General features: G+C 70.7%; 26 protein-coding genes. 10 read left to right on the forward strand and 16 right to left on the reverse strand.

What is annotated here, in order from left to right; genetic code table 11:
- Window position 1 precedes the first annotated feature (1 nt).
- The 6 genes from FLP10_RS04785 to FLP10_RS04810 all read right to left on the reverse strand — a co-directional run bounded on the left by FLP10_RS04785 (window position 2) and on the right by FLP10_RS04810 (window position 6,858).
- A complete protein-coding gene (locus tag FLP10_RS04785; RefSeq protein WP_149159837.1) occupies window positions 2–1,021 on the reverse strand; it encodes a LacI family DNA-binding transcriptional regulator in 1,020 nt (339 codons plus the stop codon).
- On the reverse strand, window positions 1,018–1,950 hold the full coding sequence (locus tag FLP10_RS04790) for a carbohydrate ABC transporter permease (protein WP_149159838.1): 933 nt from the start codon (window positions 1,948–1,950) through the stop codon (window positions 1,018–1,020). Before FLP10_RS04790 ends, FLP10_RS04785 begins: the two co-directional genes overlap by 4 nt.
- Window positions 1,947–2,828: a carbohydrate ABC transporter permease gene (locus FLP10_RS04795; RefSeq protein ID WP_149162083.1), complete on the reverse strand. Its 882-nt coding sequence runs from the start codon at window positions 2,826–2,828 to the stop codon at window positions 1,947–1,949. Before FLP10_RS04795 ends, FLP10_RS04790 begins: the two co-directional genes overlap by 4 nt.
- 70 nt (window positions 2,829–2,898) lie before the next feature.
- Window positions 2,899–4,245 carry an ABC transporter substrate-binding protein gene (locus FLP10_RS04800; protein ID WP_149159839.1) on the reverse strand — a complete coding sequence of 449 codons (1,347 nt, stop codon included), beginning with the start codon at window positions 4,243–4,245 and terminating at the stop codon, window positions 2,899–2,901.
- 53 nt (window positions 4,246–4,298) lie between these two features.
- Window positions 4,299–5,816, reverse strand: a complete 1,518-nt coding sequence (locus tag FLP10_RS04805) for a glycoside hydrolase family 32 protein (protein ID WP_149162084.1) — start codon at window positions 5,814–5,816, stop codon at window positions 4,299–4,301.
- Between the two features lie 103 nt (window positions 5,817–5,919).
- Window positions 5,920–6,858, reverse strand: a complete 939-nt coding sequence (locus tag FLP10_RS04810) for a LysR family transcriptional regulator (RefSeq protein WP_149159840.1) — start codon at window positions 6,856–6,858, stop codon at window positions 5,920–5,922.
- A gap of 187 nt (window positions 6,859–7,045) precedes the next feature.
- Between FLP10_RS04810 and FLP10_RS04815 the strand changes: the two genes are divergently transcribed.
- The 4 genes from FLP10_RS04815 to FLP10_RS04830 all read left to right on the forward strand — a co-directional run bounded on the left by FLP10_RS04815 (window position 7,046) and on the right by FLP10_RS04830 (window position 10,340).
- The gene (locus FLP10_RS04815; RefSeq protein WP_168209102.1) at window positions 7,046–7,459 is read left to right on the forward strand and encodes a helix-turn-helix transcriptional regulator; all 414 of its coding nucleotides are present in this window, start codon (window positions 7,046–7,048) and stop codon (window positions 7,457–7,459) included.
- Complete coding sequence (locus tag FLP10_RS04820; RefSeq protein ID WP_149159842.1) at window positions 7,446–8,753, forward strand: type II toxin-antitoxin system HipA family toxin; 1,308 nt, start codon at window positions 7,446–7,448, stop codon at window positions 8,751–8,753. The genes FLP10_RS04815 and FLP10_RS04820 overlap by 14 nt, the downstream gene beginning before the upstream one ends.
- Before the next feature lie 97 nt (window positions 8,754–8,850).
- Window positions 8,851–9,822 (forward strand): EamA family transporter, encoded by a 972-nt coding sequence (locus FLP10_RS04825; protein WP_149159843.1) that lies wholly within the window; start codon window positions 8,851–8,853, stop codon window positions 9,820–9,822.
- On the forward strand, window positions 9,819–10,340 hold the full coding sequence (locus FLP10_RS04830; protein WP_149159844.1) for a hypothetical protein: 522 nt from the start codon (window positions 9,819–9,821) through the stop codon (window positions 10,338–10,340). The genes FLP10_RS04825 and FLP10_RS04830 overlap by 4 nt, the downstream gene beginning before the upstream one ends.
- Before the next feature lie 166 nt (window positions 10,341–10,506).
- Here FLP10_RS04830 and FLP10_RS17370 read toward each other — a convergent pair whose 3' ends face one another.
- Window positions 10,507–12,027 carry a LuxR C-terminal-related transcriptional regulator gene (locus FLP10_RS17370; RefSeq protein WP_168209103.1) on the reverse strand — a complete coding sequence of 507 codons (1,521 nt, stop codon included), beginning with the start codon at window positions 12,025–12,027 and terminating at the stop codon, window positions 10,507–10,509.
- Window positions 12,028–12,136: 109 nt separating this feature from the next.
- Between FLP10_RS17370 and FLP10_RS04840 the strand changes: the two genes are divergently transcribed.
- Window positions 12,137–12,793, forward strand: coding sequence for a hypothetical protein (locus FLP10_RS04840; RefSeq protein WP_149159845.1), 657 nt, complete (start codon window positions 12,137–12,139; stop codon window positions 12,791–12,793).
- The gene (locus tag FLP10_RS04845) at window positions 12,790–13,470 is read left to right on the forward strand and encodes a hypothetical protein (RefSeq protein WP_149159846.1); all 681 of its coding nucleotides are present in this window, start codon (window positions 12,790–12,792) and stop codon (window positions 13,468–13,470) included. Before FLP10_RS04840 ends, FLP10_RS04845 begins: the two co-directional genes overlap by 4 nt.
- Here FLP10_RS04845 and FLP10_RS04850 read toward each other — a convergent pair.
- Window positions 13,421–13,978 (reverse strand): cytochrome b, encoded by a 558-nt coding sequence (locus FLP10_RS04850; RefSeq protein WP_149159847.1) that lies wholly within the window; start codon window positions 13,976–13,978, stop codon window positions 13,421–13,423. The two genes, FLP10_RS04845 and FLP10_RS04850, sit on opposite strands and share 50 nt — an antisense overlap.
- Window positions 13,979–14,047: 69 nt before the next feature.
- On the opposite strand from FLP10_RS04850, the gene FLP10_RS04855 reads away from it, so the two are divergent.
- Entirely contained in the window at window positions 14,048–14,362 is a 315-nt protein-coding gene (locus FLP10_RS04855; RefSeq protein WP_149159848.1) for a hypothetical protein, read from the forward strand.
- Here FLP10_RS04855 and FLP10_RS04860 read toward each other — a convergent pair.
- From FLP10_RS04860 to FLP10_RS04870, 3 genes are read right to left on the reverse strand one after another with little or no spacing between them, the layout of a single operon-like run.
- Window positions 14,359–14,973, reverse strand: a complete 615-nt coding sequence (locus tag FLP10_RS04860; protein WP_149159849.1) for a response regulator transcription factor — start codon at window positions 14,971–14,973, stop codon at window positions 14,359–14,361. The two genes, FLP10_RS04855 and FLP10_RS04860, sit on opposite strands and share 4 nt — an antisense overlap.
- The gene (locus FLP10_RS04865; RefSeq protein ID WP_168209104.1) at window positions 14,970–16,145 is read right to left on the reverse strand and encodes a sensor histidine kinase; all 1,176 of its coding nucleotides are present in this window, start codon (window positions 16,143–16,145) and stop codon (window positions 14,970–14,972) included. The genes FLP10_RS04860 and FLP10_RS04865 overlap by 4 nt, the downstream gene beginning before the upstream one ends.
- A 39-nt stretch (window positions 16,146–16,184) precedes the next feature.
- Window positions 16,185–16,652: a DUF6069 family protein gene (locus FLP10_RS04870; RefSeq protein ID WP_149159851.1), complete on the reverse strand. Its 468-nt coding sequence runs from the start codon at window positions 16,650–16,652 to the stop codon at window positions 16,185–16,187.
- A gap of 201 nt (window positions 16,653–16,853) precedes the next feature.
- On the opposite strand from FLP10_RS04870, the gene FLP10_RS04875 reads away from it, so the two are divergent.
- Window positions 16,854–17,294: a VOC family protein gene (locus FLP10_RS04875; RefSeq protein WP_149159852.1), complete on the forward strand. Its 441-nt coding sequence runs from the start codon at window positions 16,854–16,856 to the stop codon at window positions 17,292–17,294.
- A 26-nt stretch (window positions 17,295–17,320) separates the two neighbouring features.
- Here the strand turns inward: FLP10_RS04875 and FLP10_RS04880 are convergent, their stop codons facing one another.
- Window positions 17,321–17,962, reverse strand: a complete 642-nt coding sequence (locus FLP10_RS04880) for a LysE family translocator (protein WP_210418476.1) — start codon at window positions 17,960–17,962, stop codon at window positions 17,321–17,323.
- Window positions 17,963–18,043: 81 nt separating this feature from the next.
- Here FLP10_RS04880 and FLP10_RS04885 point away from each other — a divergent pair, with 81 nt between their 5' ends.
- Window positions 18,044–18,496 carry an Lrp/AsnC family transcriptional regulator gene (locus tag FLP10_RS04885; protein ID WP_149159853.1) on the forward strand — a complete coding sequence of 151 codons (453 nt, stop codon included), beginning with the start codon at window positions 18,044–18,046 and terminating at the stop codon, window positions 18,494–18,496.
- A gap of 55 nt (window positions 18,497–18,551) precedes the next feature.
- On the opposite strand, the gene FLP10_RS04890 is transcribed toward FLP10_RS04885, so the two are convergent.
- From FLP10_RS04890 to FLP10_RS04900, 3 genes are read right to left on the reverse strand one after another with little or no spacing between them, the layout of a single operon-like run.
- Window positions 18,552–18,995 carry a VOC family protein gene (locus FLP10_RS04890; protein WP_149159854.1) on the reverse strand — a complete coding sequence of 148 codons (444 nt, stop codon included), beginning with the start codon at window positions 18,993–18,995 and terminating at the stop codon, window positions 18,552–18,554.
- Window positions 18,996–19,028: 33 nt separating this feature from the next.
- Window positions 19,029–19,910 (reverse strand): RNA polymerase sigma-70 factor, encoded by an 882-nt coding sequence (locus FLP10_RS04895; protein WP_149159855.1) that lies wholly within the window; start codon window positions 19,908–19,910, stop codon window positions 19,029–19,031.
- Entirely contained in the window at window positions 19,907–20,509 is a 603-nt protein-coding gene (locus FLP10_RS04900) for a carboxymuconolactone decarboxylase family protein (protein ID WP_149159856.1), read from the reverse strand. The genes FLP10_RS04895 and FLP10_RS04900 overlap by 4 nt, the downstream gene beginning before the upstream one ends.
- 275 nt (window positions 20,510–20,784) lie before the next feature.
- Between FLP10_RS04900 and FLP10_RS04905 the strand changes: the two genes are divergently transcribed.
- Window positions 20,785–21,813, forward strand: a complete 1,029-nt coding sequence (locus tag FLP10_RS04905; protein ID WP_149159857.1) for an NADPH:quinone reductase — start codon at window positions 20,785–20,787, stop codon at window positions 21,811–21,813.
- Between the two features lie 21 nt (window positions 21,814–21,834).
- On the opposite strand, the gene FLP10_RS04910 is transcribed toward FLP10_RS04905, so the two are convergent.
- On the reverse strand, window positions 21,835–22,269 hold the full coding sequence (locus tag FLP10_RS04910) for a GNAT family N-acetyltransferase (protein WP_149159858.1): 435 nt from the start codon (window positions 22,267–22,269) through the stop codon (window positions 21,835–21,837).
- Between the last annotated feature and the right edge of the window lie 47 nt (window positions 22,270–22,316).

A 22,316-nucleotide genomic window follows, 5' to 3' on the forward strand; every position in this document is an offset into this window, starting at 1 on the left:
GTCAGATCGAATGCCGCAGCACCGGCGGGCACGCGATGAGCTGGGGGCCCGATTCGGGGGCGGGCTCGAGGCCGAGCAGCAGCCGCACGCCCGCGGCGCCGAGCTCGTAGTGCGGCAGCGCGACGGTCGAGAGCGTCGGGCGCAGGTGCGCGGCGATGACGTCTTGGTTGTCGAAGCCCATCACCGCGATGTCTTCGGGAATGCGCAGGCCGTGCTCGCGCAGCCCGTCGTAGAGACCCATCGCGACGCGGTCGTTGTGGCAGAACACGGCCGTCGCCTTCGATTCGAGCAGAGCGGATGTCGCGGCGTAGCCGCCCTCCTGCTCGGGCGCGGCCGGGAACACGAGCGACTCGTCGAACTCGATGCCAGCGGCCTCGAGCGCGGAGCGATACCCCGCGAGACGCCCGGTCTGCGCGGGCGACGGCGTGGTCGTGTTGATGAACGCGATGCGGCGGTGGCCGGCGGCGAGCAGCTCTTCGGTCGCGGTGCGGCCGCCCTGCTCCTCGTCGGGCACGACGGCGGGCAGCACGTTGCCCGCGGCGAAGCAGTCGACGAGCACGGTGTCGGTCTGGTGCAGCGCCTCGGGCACCTGGATCTCGCGGTGGTACCAGGTCGAGTAGAGGATGCCGTGCACCTGGTGCTCGAGCATCATCGCGATGGCCTCGTTCTCGGCGGCCTCGTTGCCGTCGGTGTTCGCGACGAGCAGCACGTAGCCGTGTTTCCACGCCTCGTCTTGCGCGCCGTGGATGATCTGGCCGGCGAACGGGGTCGTGGCGATCGCGTCGGCGACGAGGCCGATGAACCGCGACGTGCCCTGCGAGAGCGTCTTCGCGAGCGCGTTCGGTCGGTAGCCGAGCTCGATCACGGCCTCCTGCACCCGTCGCCGGGCGTCGTCGCCGATGCGGGCGCCGGCCTTGTCGTTCACGACATGCGACACCGTCGCCACCGAGACACCGGCGACCTTCGCGACATCCCGCATCGTGACCGGCGACCCGTTCCGGCCGTGCTCCGAGGTGCTCATCCCTTGGTTGCTCCACTCTCGAGACCGTTGATCATCGCCTTGTTCAAGGCGAGGAAGACCAGGAGCAGCGGCGTCACCGTCACGCAGACGGCGGCGAAGGTCGCCGTCCAGTCGGTGTTACCCATCGCTCCGATGTAGTTCTGCAGCCCGAGCGGGATCGTCTTGAGCCCGTCGGACAGCACGAAGGTGTTCGCGAAGATGAAGTCGTTCCAGATGAAGATGCTGTTCACGAGCACCACCGTGATGATCGTATTGGCCGAGAGCGGGAACGTGATCTGGCCGAAGATGCGGTACGGGCCGGCGCCGTCGATCGACGCGGCCTCGTACATCTCGCGCGGGATGTACTCGTAGAACGACGAGAACAGGTAGATCGACATCGGCAGCGCGAACGCCGCGAGCGGCACGATCATCGACAGGTGCGTGTCGAGCAGCCCGACCTGCGAGTAGTCGATGAAGAGCGGCACGAGCGCGATCTGCACCGGCACGATGATGCCGAGCAGGAACAGCGCCTTCACGAGGCCGCTGAACCGGAACCCGAGCACCTCGAGCGCGTAGGCGGCCATCATGCCCGCGACGACGATGAAGACGCTCGAGCCGAGTGTGACGATGAGGCTGTTGACGATGTTCAGCCCGAGGTTGCCGGTGGCGAACGCGCGGGAGTAGTTGTCGAGCGTCCACTCGCCGGGCAGGGCGAACGGATTGCCGCCGGCGAAGTCCGCCGCCGTGCGGAAGCTCGTGAGGAACAGCCACACGAGCGGGTACACCTGCACGATCACGATCAGCACGATCGTCACGGTCAGGATGGTCCGCTGCACGCGAAGCCTCGGCGAGAGCGAGCGGATGCGTCGCCCTGCGGGTCTGATCGGTCGCGGCGCCTGCGGCGCGGGCTGTGCGGGCGACGCGGCCGGCGTGAGCACGGGGGCGGTCATGAGTCATCCCTTCGGCGAAGGAGCAGGAAGATGAGGCCGACCGCGACGAGGCACTCGACGACGATGAAGACCGAGATCGCGCTGGCGTAGCCGTAGTCGGTGTGCACGAACGCGGTCTTGTACATGTAGGTCGTGAGCAGCTCGGAGGCCTGCCCGGGCCCGCCATTGGTGAGCAGGTACGGGATGTCGAAGCCGCGCAGGGCGAACGTCGTCGCCATGATCGTGGTCGTGATCCAGACCGGCCGGATGTACGGGAAGCGGATGCGCCAGAACACCTGCCACCACGAGGCGCCGTCGAGGCGAGCGGCCTCTTCGAGTTCTTTGGGCACGGCGATGAGGGCGGCGTAGATGATGAGCATGTAGAGGCCGGTGAAGCGCCAGCCCTCGGGAATCGACACGGCGGCCAGCACCGTGTTCACGTCGGAGAGCCAGGCGTGCTGCAGGTTCTCGAGCCCGACCCACGCGAGGATCTGGTTGAGCAGGCCCACCGGTTCGAGCGAGTAGATGCGCTGGAACAGGATCGCGATCGCGACCGTCGAGATGACGGCCGGCAGCAGGTACACCGTCTTCACGAGCTCGCGTGCCCTCGGAAGCGCGGTGAGCAGGCCGGCGACGACCAGCGCGCCGCCGAGCTGGAGCACGAGGCAGATCGCGAGGTAGCCGAGGGCGTTGCCGAACGCCGTCCAGAAGACGTCGTCGCGGGTGAACATCTTGACGTAGTTGTCGAACCCGACGAAGACCATGTCGGTGATGCCGTCCCAGCGGAACACGCTGAGGAAGAGCGACTGGATGATCGGCAGCAGCACCGCCACGCCGTAGAGCAGGAGCGGTGGAACGAGGAACACCAGCACCGACAGCCCCGACCGACGCGGGAGCATCGAAGTCGACATCGGGCGCCGCCGCCGGGGCGGGCGCGGCTGGGCCGCCCCCACCCCGACTGTTGCCGTCTCAGCCACGGTTGTTCTCCGAGAGGGCCGCATCCATCGTCTGGATGAACTCGTCGGGCGTGATGTCGCCCTGCACCAGGAGTGTCAGCTCCTGCTGGAGGCGGGTGTTGGTCGCGGGGTCCAGCTGCGTGTCCCACGGCATCGCGATGCGCGGGCCGACCTCGTTCGCCTGCTCGACCGCACGGGTGTACAGCTCGGTCGCGTTGGCGGGAATGGTCGTTTCGACATTGGTCGTCGGCGAGAGCGCGCCGGTTGCCGCGTAGACCTCGGGGTAGCGCTCGAGGGCGAACGCGAGGAAGTCGCGCACGAGCGGGTCGTAGGTCTGCGCGTTCACGGCCATGCCGATGCCCGACGGCGTCACGAACTCGTTGTCATTCGTGACCGCGCCGTCGATGGTCGGCAGTGTGAAGTAGTCGACGTCGTCGCGCACGGCCGGGTCCAGCGCATCCGTGGCGAGGTTGCCGAGCTCCCACGTGCCGATGTTGTAGACGGCTGCGTTGCCCGACGTGAAGAGCGCCTGGGCGTCGGCGTACCCGGTCGACGAGAAGCCCTTCTGGAAGCATCCGCTCTGTCCGAGCTCGTACAGCCAATCGGCCGCCGCCTTGCCGGCGGGGTCGGCGAACGACGCGTCGCCGTTCTTGAGCTGCTGCACGTACTCGGGGCCGGCCAGGCGGAACGGGTAGTAGGCCATGTACCGCTCGAGCGGCCACTGGTCCTGCCCGTCGAGCGCGATGGGCGTGATGCCCTTCGCCCGCAGCGCCTCGCACATCGCCGGGAAGTCGTCGAGCGTGGCGGGCACCTCGACGCCCGCGTCGGCAAGCAGTGCCGTGTTGTACCAGAAGAACTCGAGCTGGAACTCGAACGGCACCATGTACAGCGAGCCGTCGTCGAAACGCTGGTAGTTCAGCGCCGCTTCACGGTACTCGTCGGCGAGGCCCAGGTCGTCGAGCAGCAGGTCGACGTCGACCATCTGCCCCGACGTCGCGAGCTTCTGCGCGAAGGGCGTGGCATCCGTGTCGAAGAGCTCGGGCAGCTTCTTGGCGGCCGCGAGCGTCTCGTACTTCTGGATGTACGACGGCCGGTCGGGCGTCGTGATGAGGTTGAGCGAGAAGCCGGGGTGCTCGGCCGCGTACTCGTCGGCGATCTGCTCCATCGCCGTGATGACGCCGCCGTCGGCCGGTCGCGAGAGCAGCCACGAGATCTCGCGGGGCACGATCTCGCCCTCGGGGTCGCCATCGGTCGGGTCGGCACTGCTCGCCGCGCCGGCGCAGCCCGTGAGCACGAGGGCTGCGGCGGCTGCGGTCGCGGCAGCGGCGAGGAACGCTCGTCTGCGCTTCGTGATGGACATGGTCGGAATCTCCTTTGATCGATGTACAGCGTGCAGTGCGGGTGGAGGACAGGTCAGGTGCTCGAGCCGACGAGGTCGTCGGCGATATCGAACGCGGATGCCTCGCGCTCACCCGCATCGGCGGGCCCGTCGGGCTCGTCGCGGGCGAAGAGGGAGAACTCGGAGACGGTGGCGGCGCCCTCGCCGACGAAGACGCCGACCCTTCCGCTCGGTCGGTCGTAGAGTCGCGTGCTCAGCACCGTGGCGTCGTCGACGGTCGCGACGCAGAGGTCGCCGACGACGATCAGTTCGATCTCGTGCTCGCCGGCGTCGAGTCGGCAGGGTCGTTCGAGTTCGACGGCGAACGGCACATCGCCCGAGATCTGCCACTGCTCGGTACCGGTGGAGCGCCGGGGCCAGCGATCGAAGACGAGACGCCCGCGTTTCGGCTCGAGCCGCAGGACGTAGCCTTCGTCGCCGTCGGCACTCGCCCGCAGGAGCACGCCGGCTTCGGTGGTGCCCTCGGCGATGTCGAAGCGTACGCGCAGGCGGAACGACGACGGCGCGTCGTCGGTGGTCAGTGCGTCGCGGTAGCCGTCGGGCGCCGCGAGCACGGTGCCGCTCGCAATCGCCGCATCCGTTCGCGCGAAGCCGGGTCGTGTGAACGTCTCGCGGAGCTCTTCGGCCGGGTGGAAGGCGAGGGTGCCGTCGTCGCGCTGCTCGGCCTCGACCACCGACATCGTGCCGGCCCACTGCCAGGCGCCGTCGTCGGTCGCGCCCTCGCGCGAGGCGATCCAGCCGAAGAACAGTCGGCGCCCGTCGCGCTCCGCCGACTTCGCGGCGTAGAACGCACGACCGTCGATGGTGTCGTGCTCCGGCGCGATCCACGGGCCGTGCAGACTGTGCGACATCCGGTACCGCGTCGTGAAGGCATCGCTGAACTCGGAGTAGACGAGGTACCACCAGTCGCCCCACTGGAACACCTCGGGGCACTCGTGCGCGACGTAGCGGCGCGGGTCCCAGAACGGAGCCGCCGGCTCCCAGTGCTCGAGGTCGGTCGAGGTGCACTGCGCGATGACGCCGCGACGCCGAACGGGGCCGTCGGCGTGGCGCGCCGTGATGAGCATGCGCCAGAGTCGAGCCTCCTCGTCCCAGAACACGAACGGGTCGCGCCAGTCGGCGGTCTCGTATCCGGCCGTGGCTCCGAAGGTGTCTGCAGGATGGCGCTGCCACGTCGCCATCCCGTCGATGCTCGTCGCGTGCATGACGACCTGCAGCGCGAGCCCGTCGTCGCCGGTCTTCGCGGGGTTCTGCCCCGTGTAGAACGCGTGGTGGGTGCCGTCGCTCGCGAGCACGATGCTGCCGGTGTAGACGTTGAAGTCGTCGGCCGCAGCCCCGCCCGATGCGATGGCCTCGCCGGCCTCGGTGAAGTCGACCAGATTCTCGGTGACAACCCGGTGCCACGGCATGCCGTCCTTCGGCGTGCGACGCGTCTCGTGCAGGTAGAAGAGGTGGAACGCGCCGCCCTCCTGCCACGGGATGACGTCGCCGATCCACGCGCTGTTCGGCTGGTAAAACCCTCGCTGGTTCATCGTCACCTTCGGTTGGTTAAGCGGTTATCCAGAACCATAACCGGCCGAATCGACTTGGTCAAGCGGTTAATCATGCGCGTCGGCCAGCAGCCGGCGGCGAGCCTCAGCCCGCGGCGCGACCCACCGCCACGACACGAATCGCATCCAGCACCGCCTGCAACGCCGGCGAATCCGCCTGACTCCGGCGGTGCACCGCCGACACATCCCGCGTCGACGCGGGCTGCTCGGTCGGCACCGCCACGAGATCGGGAGACAACGCCGGCCGCCCCATCCGCGGCACCAGCGCTACCCCGAGCCCGGCCCGCACGAGTTCGAGGTGGTTCTCGAACTCCATCGACTCGTGCACGATGCGCGGGGCGTTCGAGACCCCATCGAAGAGTCGCCGCAGCCACTGCCGGCAGATCGTCGAGTCGAACGTCGCGATCCACTCCTCGGCGGCGAGGTCGGCCGGCGACAGCGAAACACGCCCGGCAAGCGGGTGGTCGCGCCGCAGGATCACGTCCGCGACATCCGTGAACAGCGGGGTCTCGACGAGGTGCTCGGGCATCGCGAGGGCGACTCCTCCCCAGCGGTGCACGATGCCGAGGTCACGCTGGCCCGATGCGACGAGCGCGATCGTCTCCCACGGCTCGCTCTCGCGCAACGGCACTCGCAGCTCGGGGTGCTGGGCACGCAGGCGCGGCAGCACGTCGACGAGGATGCCTCGCACCGCCGTCGAGAACGCGCCGAGACGCACCTCGCCGGTGACCCGCCGCTCGGCGCTGCTGCCGTCTGCGCCGCCCCCGGCCAGGTGCAGATCGGCCTCGATGCGCTCGAGATCGGCGAGCACCGTCGCCGACGACGTCACGAGGTGCCGCCCGGCATCCGTCAGCACCACTCCGCGACCGGCGCGCTCGAGCAGCGCGACGCGCGTGCCGCGCTCGAGTCGCTTGATCTGCTGCGACACCGCCGACGGCGTGAAGCCGAGCGCGTCGGCCGCGGCCGCGACGCTTCCGTTCGTGGCCACCGCGCGGAGCGCGATCACGGCTTCGAGATCGATCATGCAGCGATGCTACCGATTCGGATGCAGAAGTGATCGCTGGCGTGTACGGATGGATTGAGGGAAGAGTGATGTTCCATGCCAACGGGATGGAACACATTTGTTCCATCTCAGCGAATCTCGTCTAGAATGGAAGAGATCCGTTCCACAGCCAACCGATGGAACACGGATGTTCCACTCTGGAGGTGACATGCTGGTCCGCGACCTCGGCGACCTCGGCGATCTCATCCGTCGCCGACGGACTCGACTCAAGCTGTCGCAGACCGAGCTGGCAGACCGTGTCGGCGGCACGAGGCAATGGGTCTCCCGGGTCGAGAACGGCAAGCACGAGGTCAGCACCTCGAGGCTGTTCGCCGTGCTCGACGCGCTCGGGCTGAATCTCGAGATCCGCCCACCGCGCACCTCGCAGCCGTCGCTGGGCATTGACGTGGGCGTGAAGACGATCCTCCCGACAGAGGTCTTGAGTGCGCTCGCCCAGTCTGCCCAGTCGACGACGCCCGGCAACGACCCCGCCCCTTCCTCTTCGTGGCTCCTCATCGAATCGGCGCGGCGCCTCCTCGAAGCACGAGACGCAGCGCAGGAGAACCCCGATGCCCAGCCTTGACGTCTATCTCTATGGCGCGCATATCGGTCATCTCGAGTTGCTCGCCCCACAGCAGTACAGGCTGACCTACCGCGACGAATGGCTCGACGACGAGGCCCGCATGCCGGTGAGTCTGTCCCTCCCGCTCACCCCTGCACCGATCACCGGGCCGAAACTCACGTCGTTCCTCGACAACCTGTTGCCCGACAACGCCGATGTGCGAGAGCGCTGGGCGCTGCAGGCCGGTCTGGCCACGGCGGAGCCGTTCGGGCTGCTGCAGAACTACGGCGCCGATGTGGCCGGTGCGATCCAGTTCGCAACTCCGGGAACGGACCCGAACGCGAACAGCACCGCAGCACCGATCAGCGACAGCGAGATCGCCGCCAGAATCCGGGCGATCCGAGAGGACGACACGAGCTGGCAGGATCCGGTGCGGGATACCGGTCATTTCTCTCTCGGCGGCGCTCAGGGGAAGTTCTCGCTCGGGAACACGGGGAACGGCTGGTACGAGCCGACCGGGAATCACCCGACCACGCACATCATGAAGCCGCGGGTGAGAGGCCAGCGCGACGGCGAGCTCATCGAGTACCTCACGATGACGATCGCCGGAGTCATCGGCATCTCGGCTGCCGCCGTGGACCTGGGTCAGTTCGACGGTGAGCACACCCTCGTCGTCGAGCGCTTCGACCGGGTCGCGCTGCCGGATGGCAGCCAGACGATCGTCCGGCTTCACCAGGAAGACCTCGCGCAGGCAGTCGGCGTCACCCGGCTGCAGAAGTACGAGAACCGCGGCGGCCCGACCTATCGCACTGTGCTGCGCCTGTTGGATGAGCACGTCCCCGAAGAGCGCACGGCTTCGTCCAAGCAGACGTTCGTACAGGCGCTCGTGTTCTCGTGGATGGTGCTCAACACCGACGCCCATGCGAAGAACTACTCGGTGTTCATCCGCCCCGACGGCGCAGCCTTGACGCCGTTGTACGACGTGAGCAGCTTCATCCCCTACGCGGGCCGTATCGAGAACACCCCCAAGCAGACCGCGGCCGCATTCCTCGACACGAACCTGTCCATGCGGATCGCCGCCGACTACCAGGCAGGGCAGCAATCCTGGTTCGAGTGGGAAGCCGTCGCTCGGGAGGCGGGTCTCGAGCGATCGCTGATCACTGACTGGGCGAGCGCCGTGGCGGATGCCCTGCCGACGCTCGTCGCCACGTTCGCGACGGCATTGCCGTCGCACCTCCAGACCGAGGTCGTGGCGCGCTTCGTCGAGCGCATGCCGATCCGCGCGAAACAGGTCGCCGCGGCGATCGCGGGGTGATGCCGATCAGGAGCCTCGCGATTATGCAGCGATTCTACTGATTCAGGCAGAGAAATGGTCGCTGGTGTTTCCGGATGCTTCGCGGTGAAGTGAACCCATGACAAGACGCGACATGCTGCTGGCCGCTGCCGTGGCGACGATGTGGGGCTTCAACTTCGTCGTCATCGACTGGGGCATGCGAGACATCCCGCCGCTGTTCTTCCTCGCCGTTCGCTTCGCCGTCGTCGCGCTCGCAGCGACCGTCGTGCCGCGTCCGCTCGCGAGCTGGAAGACCGTCGTCGGCGTCGGACTCTTCATGAGCCTCGGTCAGTTCGGGCTGCTCTACACGTCGATCGCGCTCGGGCTGCAACCCGGCATCGCGGCGCTGCTGCTGCAGGCGCAGGTCGTGCTGACGATCGTGGTCGCGGCGCTCGCCCTGCGCGAGCGCCCCACCCGCATGCAGACGATCGGCGTGCTCGTCGGCACGGCCGGTCTCGGTGTCGTCGCGCTCGGCCGTGGCGGCGACGCCCCCGCGATCGCGGTGGTGCTGTGCCTGCTCGCCGCGCTGTCATGGGCGATCGGCAACGTCATCTCTCGCCACGCCGGCCCCATCGCGCCGGCGAAGCGGCTCGGCGCGCTGTCGCTGACGGTGTGGTCGTCGCTCATCGTGCCGCTGCCGGCGCTCGGCCTGTCGGCGCTCATCGATGGACCCGATGCGATCGTCGCCGGCATCGCGGCGTTCGGCTGGCGGCCGATCTTGTCGACGCTGTACACGGCGGGCCTGTGCACCCTTGTCGGCTACACGATCTTCAACGCGCTGCTCGCGCGCAACCGCTCGGCGTCGGTCGTGCCGTGGGTGCTGCTCGCGCCCGTGGTCGCGATGGTCTCGGCGGCCCTGCTGCTCGGGCAGATCCCGAACCTGTGGGAGACGATCGGCGGCATCGTGCTCGTCGCTGGCGTCTTCATCGCGAACGCGCAGCTGCGGTGCCGATCCGCCGCAATCCTCGCCCGCGAGCCCGGCTGCCAGCAGAATAGCCCCATCGAACGCGGTGGGCACGCCGCAGCGCGCCTGGGAAGGGAACCGACATGAGAACGACCCGCCGCCTGTGGGTGGTGATCATCCTGCTCGTCGCGACCATCGTCGGGACGCTGATGGTGGTCGGCGGCGAGACCGTCGGCACCGCGATCAGCTCGAGCGCCGCGCTGGCGGCGACGCTCTTCGCCGCCTACACCGCTTGGCTCGCACGCGGCACTGCGGATGACGCGGAGCGCGCCGCGCGATCGTCCGAGGCGGCGGTCGAGGCGATCCAGCTCGAGCAGGACATCACCAGGGTCGAGAACTCACTCGGCGTGAAGCGGGATGTCGCGGAGTTCCTGAGCAGTTCGGACAGCCGTCGGCGCAGCCTCGAAAACGAGCTCGAACAACTCCGCGAGTCCCAGCGGCTTCTCCGAGAACGACGAGATGCCGAGCGGTACGCGCGCGCCGAGACGCCGGAACGGCAAGCCGAGATGCGCGCGAGCTACGAGCGAAGTCAGGCGAGGAAGCGGGCGCGCGAGGCTGAGGCGAAGCACCAGTCGGATGACCCGACCACCGACGGCACGCACTGACCTGACCGAGGTGCTGCGGGCGCGTCGCTCGGCCTGGTTCCGGCGCTGCTGCTCGCCCAGACCCGGCCGCCGACCAGGCGATCGAAGTCGTCGTCCGAGATCTCGACCATGTGCCCATCCTCGTCGCTGCCGGGCTCGGTAGGGCTCGTGTCCGCCGGCACCACGCTCATCCTCCCGCGCGCGTCACCCATGCCGCCACTGCGGCGCGATTCGGCAGCTCGAGCTTGCGGAGGATGCTGCGCACGTGCTGCTCCACGGTGCGCTCCGACAGGTAGAGCGCGTCGGCGATCGCCCGGTTGGATGCTCCGTCGGCGATGTGCCTGGCGACCTCGGTCTCACGCGGCGAGAGTGGCGCGAGCGACGCCGGCGACCCGAGCGGCGACGACTCCGAGACATCCGGAACGCGCCGGAGCTCGCGAAGCAGGCCCCGCGCCGTCGCCGCATACCAGGGCGCACCGAACGCCTCGGCCCGAGCAACCGCATCCGAAGCCCAGTGCACCGCGGCCTCCTCGTCGCCGAGCAGTCGCGCGAGCCCGGCGAGCGACAGCGAAACCGGCCCACCGTAGGGCGTCGTCGCTGGGCCGGCGACGTGCAGGTCGGCGTACGGGCGCAGTACCTCGAGTACCCGCGCCGCACCCTCATGGTCGTCGGCGGCGATCGCGAGGCGCGCGTGGCCGATCGATGCGACGAGCAGCTCATCGGACTCGGGAGGCATCCGGTCGATGTTCGGCGCGAGCGTGCGCCAGATCGCGACCGCCTCGTCGGTGCGACCGAGGTCGAGGAGCAGTTGCGCCCGCCACCCGAGCGCGAAGAGCGGGCCGTCGACGATCGCGGCGCGCACCTCGGCCTCGGCCTCGGCGAGTCCCTCACCGGTGCGTTGCGCGACGCTCGCCCGCAGGATCAGGTCGTAGAAGTAGGCATCGGCGACTCCCGCGTCGACCCCTGCGGCGCCGGCCGCCTCGACGGCCGCGGGCACGTCGTCGAGCCGATCCTCGAGCAGCGCGAGGCAGGCGTGCACGTTGGCGAGTCGCCAGAGCCACACCGGTGAGGCGAGGCGTTCGACGAGTCCGCTGAACTCCCCCAGCGCCGCATTGAACTCGAGGCGGCGGCCGAGCTGAACGAGGGCGTCGAGCCGCCACAGCCGACCCCACGCGACGATGTCGTCGTCGTCACCGGCGCGCCCGATCGCGACGGCCTCGCCGGCGAGCGCCAACCTCGTCGACGCGGCATCCGGCCCGCTCGCGCGCGCCGATGCTGCGCGCAGCGACGCGAACCGACCCGCAGCCTCCTCGGCGGACATCCGTTCGAGTGGTACGACGATGCGCTCGGCCCACGATACCGACAACGCGTCGAGCTGGGCGACGACCCGTTCCCGCAGCGTCCGCCGCGCGGTGTCGGCATCATCGCCGTCACCGCGGTCGGGCCCGAGCATCCGCAGCGCCTCGACGCAGAGCGACTGGCGTTCGGGCACCGAACGCCACTCGAGCAACTCGCGATCGGCGAGGAGGGTGGCGGCGGTCGCGACGATCACCGCATCGCCGCTGCGGCGGCCGATCACGGCGGCCTCGCGGCACGCCTCCCAGGCCGCGGCGATCGAACCCGAGTGCGCCTCGCGGCGGGCGAGATCGAGCAGCCTCCGCGCCTCGGCGGTGGCATCCGACGACGTCGCGTGCGAGCCGGTACGCATTCCTCCCCCGGATTGCGTGGTCCCGCGGATACCGCGCGGGCAGCGCCAAGCCTAGCGTCGAGGCGAGACGGCGCGGAATACGCCGACCGCTGCGACGAAGGAGCGCGAGATGAGCAGACGAACCATCGCGAGAGCCGGCGGCTGGGCCGCCATCGTCGGCGGCATCGTGGGAGCCGCCTCGGGCATCGCGCTGCTGGTGGTGCCGCCCGCCGCGCCGCCCGACGTCTTCAACTTCCCCCTCGCGCCCGAGGTCTTCGCGATCAACCAGTGGGTGTTCCTCGCACACCACCTCGTGATCGCGTTCGCGATCTGGGCGTTCTGGCGGGCCGGCCTCGCCGGGCGCGGGCGGCTCGCGGCGACCGGCGCCACGCTCGCGGTCGGTGCGATGACCGTGCTCGCGGTGTGGGAGATCGTCGCGATCTCGGGCACCGGCCTGCCCTACCCCGGCGACGAGACCGCGTGGATCGACGCGGGGTACGGGCTCTGCTCGGTGGTGAACGCCATCGGCATGATCCTGCTCGGCGTGGCGGCCGCTCGCGCACGCGTGCTGACCGGTCCGGCACGCTGGTCGGTGCTCGCCATCGGCGTCTACGTGTTCGTGCCGAACCTGCCCCTGCTCTTCGCCGGCATCGTGATCGGTCGCATCACGCTCTCGGTCTGGATGCTGCTGTTCGTCTGGCTGGGCTGGGGGATGCTCCGCTGGGCGAGGGCCGCGGCATCCGACGCGACACCGAACCTTCGGCGCGCCGAGGTCGCGCCCGCATGAGCCGCCTTTCGCTCGGCACCCGGGTCGCGCGCACCGCACTGGGCGCCGTCGGGGGTGTCGCGTGGGCGTGCGCGCTGCGAGCGTGGATGGCCGAGCTGAGCGGACCGATGTCGCAGTTCAGCTGGGGCACCTTCCTCGGAGTGCTGCTGCCCGGGCTGGTCGTCGGTGCGGCGGTCGGCTGGGCGACGACGGTCGGCGCAGATGCCACGGCCCGCGAGCGACGGATGCTCCGCTGGTGCGCCGTCGCGCCGCTCGCGTTCGCCGTCGCACCGTTGCTGCTGCCCGGCGCGCTGGTCGGACTCCTGACCGAGGGACTCGGAGGCGGCGCCGTGCTCGTGGCGCTCACCGCCGTCGCCGGCGGCTACGCCTTCGGCGGCGGCCGGCCGACGTGGGCCCGGGTCGTGTGCGGCGTCGCCGTCGTCGCGATCTGCCTCGCGGGCGCGTTCACGGGGTCGATGTTCCGCCCCGCGGCCCTCGCGCTCGGCACGCCGCGCGGCGCCTGGCTCGCGGTGCTCGACCTCACGCTGATGGTCGTGCTCGTCGCGGCCGCGAGCATCCCGTTCCGGCGGCTGACGGCGGTTCGCCGTGCGGCACGGCCGGTTGTCGAGAACTCGCGTCGGCCCGCCCTCACACCATCCGGCGCAGGAACCGATCCCGATCCACGAGCTGGTGCTTGAGCACGAACCCCACGTGCAGCGCGATGGTGACGAGCAGCAGGATCTGAGCGGTCACGTGCACCACGACCAGCAGGTCGTCGTCGATGACGTCGAGGGGTGACATCCATTCGACGTCGTCGCCGACCTCCCAGTCCTCGCCCGACAGCAGGATGAGCGCGAGCCCGCTCGCGGGCGTGACGAACAGCAGCACGTAGAGCGCGCGCTCGGTGATCGACGCGAACCGTCGCCCGGTCGCGGACAGGGTCGCGGGCCACGGCGGCAGCGTGACGATGCGCCGCCACGCGAACCGCACCGTGGTGAGCACCAGGATGCTGCATCCGATCGCGACGTGCACCGGCAGCAGCAGATCCTCGTCGCCGTCGTACGCCGCCTCGATCCACGGCTCGAGCACACCCTCGGCTCCGGTCATCGCGTACCCGACCAGGTACTGGGCCAGCAGGGCGAGCACGGTCAGCCAGTGCAGCACGCGCGCGACCACGCCGTGCTGCGGCGGTAGGTCGCCAGACATGCGGCCAGCGTAGCGATGCGCGGATGCCACGGCTTCGGATGCCACACCGCCACCGCCTAGACTCGCCGGATGACCAGCCCCAGCGCGACGACGACGCGCCGCATCGAACTGACGCTGCACAAGCCCTGGTTCGCACTCTACTGGGGCGTGCGCCCGACGCTCGTCATCGAGGGGCGAGGTCAGCCGACCCAGTGGGGCGTCGGCACCTGGCAGGTGCCGACCGACGAGACCGTGACGATCAGCGTGTACCTCTTCAACCGGGTCTGGCGGTTCGGTGCGGCCGAGTTCGCGCTCGAAGCGCAGCATCCGTCTTCGCTCGTGTATCGCGCGCCCGCACTGCCGTTCCTGCGCGGCCGCTTCCGCGTGACCGCTGAAGAGGCCTAGAGCCACCCCTGCTCGCGCGCTGCGATGAGCGCCTCAATGCGATTGCGGGCGCCGAGTTTGCCGATCGCGCTCGAGAGGTAGTTGCGCACCGTGCTCGACGACAACGAGAGGGCGGCGGCGATGTCGAGCACCGTCGCGCCGTCGGCCGACGCGCGCAGCACGTCGGCCTCGCGATCGGTGAGCGGGCTGTCGCTCGCGCCGAGCGCCTCGGCCGCGAGTTTCGGGTCGACGACCCGCTCGCCCGCCCGCACCCGGCGGATGGCGTCGGCGAGGTGCCCGACCGGGTCGTCCTTCACGAGGAACGCGCGCGCACCGGCGCCGAGCGCACGGGCCAGGTAGCCGGGCCGGCCGAACGTCGTCACCACGATGACGTCGCACGTCGGCACCGCCGCGCGCAGCACCGCGATCACGTCGAGGCCGCTGCGCCCCGGCAGTTCGATGTCGAGCAGCACCACATCGGGTCGCAGGCGCTCGGCCGCCGCGACGACCTCGTCGCCGCGCGCCACCCCGCCGACCACCCTGAGATCGGGCTCGAGGTCGAGCAGGGTCGTGAGCGCCGAGCGCATCATGCGCTGGTCCTCGGCGATGAGGATGGTGGTCGGGTCCGTCATCGGTTCGCCTCACCCCGCGCTACCTCACCCAGCGGGAGCACGGCCGTCACCCGGAATCCCGACGGCGACGACCCGACCGTGAACTCGCCGCCGGCGGCCTCGACGCGTTCGCGCAGGCCCGCGAGTCCGGTGCCGGCCTCTCCGACAGCCGCGGCCGTTCCGCGACCGTCGTCGGTCACTTCGACGCGCGCATCGTGATCGGTCGCCGCGACCGCGATGGTGCAGCGACCGGCCGACGAGTGGCGCACCACGTTCGTCGCGGCCTCGCGCACCACCCAGCCGAGCGTCGCATCCACGGTGATCGGCAGCTGCCGATCGGGTGCGGTGATCGACGTCGCGATTCCCGCGCCCTCGAGAACGTTCCGCGCGTTCGCGAGCTGCTCGGTCAGTCGAACCGATCGCGAGCCGGCGACGACCGATCGCACCTCGCCGAGCGCGTCGCGGGCGATCTCCTCGACCTCGGCGACGTGCGTCGCGGCCGCCTCGGCGTCGACGGGCATGAGCCGCCGTGCCGCCTCCGACTTCACCGCGATGATCGAGAGCGAGTGCCCGAGCAGGTCGTGCAGGTCGCGCGAGAACCGCAACCGCTCCTCGGCGACCGCGGCGACGGCGAGGCGCTCGCGTGTGCGGTCGAGCTCGCGGGTCAGCGCGACGTAGTACTGCACCAGGTAGTTGCCGGCACCGCCGGCGAACGCGGCGAACCCGACCAGCACCGCCGCCGCCAGCGAGCCCGTATCGAACCCGACGGCGAACGTGCCGGTGACCGCGATCGACCCGACCACGCCCATCGCCCACCGTCGGCGGATCGCGATCGAAGCGGCGACCGCGAGCAGCGGGAACAGCAGCGCCTGGCCGGTGTGCCAGAGCACGAGGTATCCGACGCAGAGCAGCAGCAGCGCGACGAACGCGAGCTCGGTCGCCGCGCCGGGCCGGTGGCTCGACCGGCCGCGCGACGCGCCGCGCGGTCCGAACGGCCAGGCGACCGCGGCGCCGAACACGGCGCCGAGCAGCGCCACGTAGGCGACCCGCGCCCAATCGGCCGCGACGACCGCTGCCACGAGCGGCGCGATGAGCAGCAGCGGTGCTGCGATCAGCGCGAGCCAGGGGCCGGGCCGGTAGGCGAGCCAGGTCAGGCTCGGGGGCGGGTCGGCGTGGTGCACGGAACCGCTCATCGTCATCGTCTCTCTCATCCCCGGCCGACGTTCGTCAATCTACTCGCGCCCCGTCGCGACACCGCGTCCGGGCCACGCCGCGAGCGGCAGGCCGATCATCAGGGTCGCGCCCGTCACCACGTGCATCACGAGCAGCACCGCGAGCACCGCACCGCCGGCTCCGGTCAGCACCGGGCCGAGCAGCGACAGGGCGAGCAGCGACCAGCCGATGATCGCGAAGACGCGGCGCGCGTGCCGGGCGAATCGCTCGAGCAGGGCGAGCACGCCCCACGCGGCGAAGCCGGGCACGAGCACCGCGAACGCGACCGAGGCCGGAGTCACGGTCTGCGCCGCTGCACCCGTGCCGACGGTCAGGGCGACGCCCGCGACCGGCACTGCGATCGCCCACACGACGAGCGCGAGCACCGCCGCGACGCCGATCGTCGCCAGCCGGCCGAGCCGTCGGCGGCGTGGGCTCGAGGCATCCGCTCGAGTCGGAAGGTCGTGCGAAATCGTCATCTCATCCATGCCTGCGACGTTACGAAGGGCGGGCAGCGCCCGGCAGATCCGGATGTCACCGATCGAGCAGTACGGATGTCCCGTGGGCGCCGCCCGCCTGCCAGGCTGAACGAGTCATGCGGGCGTCGGCCTTGCTGCCCGCGGTCGAGCGGAGGCTGGCCGAACTCACGTCGCTGGCCGCCGCAGACGAGGGCGGCTAGGGTCGGCCGCATGACCGTGGTGCGACTCGACAACGTCGCGATCGTCGTCGACGACCTCGACGCGGCGATCGCGTTCTTCGCCGAACTCGGCCTCGAGCTCGAGGGCCGCGCCGTGATCGAGGGGCTCTTCGCCGACCAGACCGTCGGACTCGACGGCGTGCGCAGCGAGATCGCGATGATGCGCACGCCCGACGGGCACGGGCGGCTCGAGCTGACGAGGTACCTCGCGCCCGAGGCATCCGCCCCCTCGCCCGCGGTTCCGCCCCCGAACACCCTCGGCCTGCATCGCGTGATGTTCGCCGTCGACGACCTCGACGACACGCTCGCCCGCCTGCGCCCGCTCGGCGGCCGGGTGCTGCGCGAGGTCGCGAACTACGAGAACGTCTACCGGCTCTGCTACCTGCGCGGACCGTCGGGCATCATCGTCGCGCTCGCCGAGCAGATCGGCTGAGCGCGGGGCTGGGCCCGGCCGGCGGACTACGTCGTCGCGAGGTGCGACACCTGCTCGATCACGAGCGCGCCCGCCAGCACGATCATCGCGGCGCCCGACACGCGCGAGACGATGCGCATGGCCGACGGCCGAACCCGCAGCACCGTGCGCGCGCCGAGCCCGACGAGCGAGTACACGAGCGCGCAACTCGCGACGAAGATGAGGCCGAGCACCGCGAGCTGCACCGGCATCGGCCAGGCGCCCGAGGCGTCTGTGAACTGCGGCAGCAGCACCACGAGTACGAGCAGCCCCTTCGGATTCAGGCCGCTGACCCCGGCTCCCTGCGCGAGCCGCATCCAGAAGCGAACGGATGCCCCGTGGCCGCCGGCGTCCGCCGCGACCGCGACGACCGGCGGCTTCCGCAGTACCTGCACGCCGAGGTAGGTCAGGTAGGCCGCCGCACTGAGCGTCAGCACGACGAGCACCCAGGGCAGCGCAGCGACCGCGGCACCGACGCCGACCGCCACCGCAGCGACCACCGCGAGGTAACCGACGAGGATGCCGGCGAGCGAGGGCAAGATGGCCCGCTCGGTCGTGCCGGCGGCGATGAGGTACGCCCAGTCGGGGCCGGGCAGCAGCACCATGAGCGTCATCATCGCCCAGCAGGCGAACAGCAGTTGCGGATCCACACGAGAAACCTACGGAGATGCGGGCGGAAGCCGCTGCCAAGTTCGGCTTCGTGAGGCATCCATCATGGAAGAATCCACCACATGGATGCCATCGACCGGAAGATCCTTGCCGAACTGCAACAGGACGGCCGTTTGAGCCTCACCGAGCTCGCCGAGCGGGTGCAACTCAGCATGTCGCCGACGCACCGCCGTCTGCGCACGCTCGAGGCGTCGGGCGCGATCACCGGCTACCGCGCCGTCATCGACCCCGAGACGGTGGGGCTCGGCTTCGGCGCGCTCGTGTTCATCACGATGGAGCAGGCGAACCGGGCGACCGTTCCGGCGTTCGACGCCGCCGTCGCCGAGATCCCCGAGGTCATCCAGGCGCTGCGGCTGTTCGGGGACCCCGACTACCTGCTGCGCGTCGCGGTGCCCGACCTCGCGGCTTACCAGCGGCTCTGGGACGAACGGCTCTCTGCCCTGCCCGGCGTGCGCCGCGTCGCATCCACGCTGGTGATGAAGACCATCGTCGACGACCGGCCGCTGCCGATCTGATCTCGTGCTCCGCGGCTCTCGCGCGCGGCGACGGATGTCACGGGGTCGACACGGCTCAGCCGTCGAGTTCCTGGAAGAGCGTCACCTGCAACCCGGCGGGCGCCGCCAACCGGGAGTTGACCGAGCGCCAGGGCGTCTCGCGGGGTTCGGCGATCAGCTCGGCGCCGCCTGAGATCGCATCCGAGGTGGCGGCCCGCGAGTCATCCACCTCGAGGGCGACCCTCAGCGTGGCGCTCGGCCGCCCCTCGGCCTCGACGCGATCGATGAAGCGCACCTGCGCCGCGTTCGAGAGCTCGAGCGTGGCGCGCCCGGCGTCGAGGATCACGACCCGCGCGCCCTCGTCGCCGTCGTACGCCTCCTGCGGCGGCATGCCGAGCACGTCGCGGTAGAAGGCGAGCGCGGCCTCGTAGTCCTCGCCCTCGGGCACCGACACGACGAGTCGCAATTGGCGGACACGTCGGGTGGAAGGGGCTTCGGATGCATCGGATGCGTCGGTCATGCGCCCAGTCTGGTGCGAACCGCCGACGGGCCGTCAGCGCGACACCACCGCCTCCTCGTCGAGCCGACCCAGCTTCTCGGGGTTCGCGATCGAGTAGATGCGGGTGATGCGCTCGCCCTCAACATCGACGCTCACCACGCCGACGAGCTCGCCGTCGACCTCCATGCGGATGCCGGGCCCGCCGTTCACCCACGCCACCGACGCATGGTAGGTCCGGCCGAGCTTCGCCAGCCCGTTGACCAGGTAGCGCGCGATGCGGTCGGCGCCCACGATCGGGCGACGCGCGGCGCCGCGCACCTTGCCGCCGCCGTCGGCGACCGACACGACGTCGGGAGCGAGCACGTCCATGAGCCCCTGCAGGTCCCCGGTGTTGACCGCGCGCACCAGCCGGTCGACCGCCCGCGCGTGCTCCGATCGCGTCACCACGGCACCGGCCCGAGGGCGGCGCGCCGCCACATGCGACCTCGCCCGGTGGGCGATCTGCCGCACCGCGTCGGGCGATTTGCCGACCGCGTCGGCGATCTCGTCGTATGACACGTCGAACACCTCGCGCAGCACGAAGACCGCCCGCTCGGTCGGCCCGAGCGTCTCGAGCACCGTGAGCATCGCGATCGACAGGCTGTCTGCGAGCTCGACGTCGTCGGCGACGTCGGGGCTCGTGAGCACCGGCTCGGGCAGCCACTCGCCGACGTACTCCTCGCGCCGGCGGGCCACTGAGCGCAGGTGGTTGAGCGCCTGTCGGGTCACGATGCGCACGAGGTAGGGGCGCGGCTCGCGCACCTGCGTCTGGTCGACCGCCGCCCACCGCAGCCACGACTCCTGCAGCACGTCCTCGGCGTCGACCGCCGAGCCGAGCAGCTCGTACGCGACCGTGAAGAGCAGTCCGCGGTGGGTGACGAACGGGTCGGGCGTCATGCGGGTGAGCCTACGGCGTCGACCGCCGTCGTGCGCTGCGCGAGCGGCGCGAGCCCGCACGCGTCGGCGAACTCCTCGGAATGGATGCCGAGCGCCACGTTCATGCGGGCGCTCATGTTCATGAACGCGACGCGCGCGGCGAGCTCGACGAGCGCGGCCGGGCCGAGCGCGTCGAGCAGTTCGGCCGACAGTTCGTCGGTGACGGCGGGCGGGGTCTGGCTCGCGGCCTCGGCATACGCCATCACGCTGCGCTCGAGCGGGGTGAAGACGGATGCCTCGCGCCACCGCGGCACCTCGCGCACCTTCGCCTCGTCGAGCCCGTGGTTGTGCGCCATGAAGTAGTTCAGATCGAGGCAGAAGCTGCAGCCGATCGTCGCCGCCGACGCCATCGCGGCGTACGAGGCGAGGGTCGCGTCGAGCTCGCCCCAGCCCTCGACCTTGCGTCCGATGCCCATCGAGTCCTTCATCACGGCCGGATGGTTCCACAGCACGCCGAGCGAGTCGGGCACCTTGCCCATCATCCTGCGGGCGAACGTCTTCACGACCGCGCCGTACAGTCCGGTGACCTCGGCGGGCGGGATGCGGGTGTCGGTGGTCATGTCTCCTCCTCGTTCGGTCGACGGATGCCCCGTCGGCATGGAGACACCGGTCGGCGCGAGGCTGTGACATCCGGCCCCCGATGCAGGTCACCGGGCCGTCTCCGCCACCTCCATCCGGGCTTCCAGCCCGACCGCTCGGCGGCCTGATCGATCGCCCGCGTCTCACTCGTCGGCAGCGCGCGGTGCGGCATCATCTGGACGACGACCGCGTTCGGCTTCCGCGTGCGTTTCATGCCACGGGAACACCCGCGTTCGCGCGGATGTTAGGCCCGAGCATGAGAGCGATCGCGTACACGCAGACCGGTCCGTCGTCGGTGCTCGACCTCGTCGAGCGCGACCTGCCGGAGCCCGGCCCGGGCGAGGTGCGGGTGCGCGTCGTCGTGTCGGGCGTGAACCCGACCGACTGGAAGGCGCGCGCGGGCGGGCGCCCCGGCACACCGACGCCGTTCCCCGAGGTGGTGCCGAACCAGGACGGCGCCGGCGTCGTCGACGCGGTCGGAGCCGGCGTGACGGCACTGTCGGCCGGCGACCGGGTGTGGTTGTTCCTCGCCGCGCACCAACGGCCCACGGGCACGGCGCAGGAGTTCACGGTGCTGCCGGCCGAGCGGGTCGTGCGGCTGCCCGACGCCGCGGGCTTCGAGGTCGGGGCCTCCCTCGGGGTCCCGGCGATGACCGCGCACCGGGCGCTGACCGTGCACGAGGGAGGACCGACGCGGCTCGCGCCGGGAGCGCTCGACGGTCGGACGGTGCTCGTCGCCGGCGGAGCCGGCGCGGTCGGCCACGCCGCGATCCAGCTCGCCCGCTGGGCCGGCGCCACCGTGATCACCACGGCGAGCTCCCCAGAGAAGGCCGCGCTCGCGACCGCCGCCGGCGCGCACCACGCCGTGGACTACCGACAGGATGACGCGGCTCACGCGATCCGCGCCGTCGCGCCCGACGGGATCGACCTCGTGGTCGAGGTGTTCCCCGCCCGCAACGCCGAACTGAACTCCCGGGTCGTCGCGAACCACGCCTCGATCGCGGTGTACGCCACCGACGGCGGCGGCGAGATGACGCTCGATGTGCGCCACCACTTCAGCCTCAACGTGAGGTACCAGTTCCTGCTGCTCTACACGGTGGGCGCGGAGGCGCTGGCGGCAGCCGCCGAGGACGTCTCGCGGGCGGTCGGCGACGGCGCCCTCGAGGTCGGCGAGGCCGCGGGCCTGCCGCTGACCCGGTTTCCGCTCGATCGCACCGCCGACGCGCACGACGCGGTCGAGGCGGGCACGGTCGGCAAGGTGCTGATCGAGGTCGCCGAGGGGTGAACCCGCCGCGCCGGGCGGGCCCTACTCCGCGAGCAGGTCGGCGTACTGCGGGTTCGAGCGCATGAACGCGCCCACCACCGGGCACCGAACCGCGATGCGCTCGCCGCGTTCGCGCAGGTCGTCGAGGGCATCGGCGATGAGCGCGATCGCGATGCCGCGCCCGCGGAACTCGGGCTCGACCACCGTCGTGATCACCACGAGCCTGCCGCCCTCGTCGGCGTACTCGACGTGGGCGATCTCGGCGCCGTCGAGCACGGCCGCGTACACCCGCCGGCCGTCGTCGCGGCGCACCGCGACCTCGCCGTCGGACTCCGCCGACGGGGTGTCGACCTCGCGCACCCCGTCGACCGCGACCTCGGCGACGAGCGCCGCCGTGCCCTCGTCGAGCAGTCCGGTGCCGTCGGGATACCCTGAGGCATCCGGGTACTCCATCGTGAATCCGTCCGCAGCGCCCATCGTGTCCTCCCTCGTTCGTCGGCGGCTGAGGCCGCCGACTCCGTCGT

It is taken from the genome of Agromyces intestinalis, assembly GCF_008365295.1.
Classification (GTDB): Bacteria; Actinomycetota; Actinomycetes; order Actinomycetales; family Microbacteriaceae; genus Agromyces; species Agromyces intestinalis.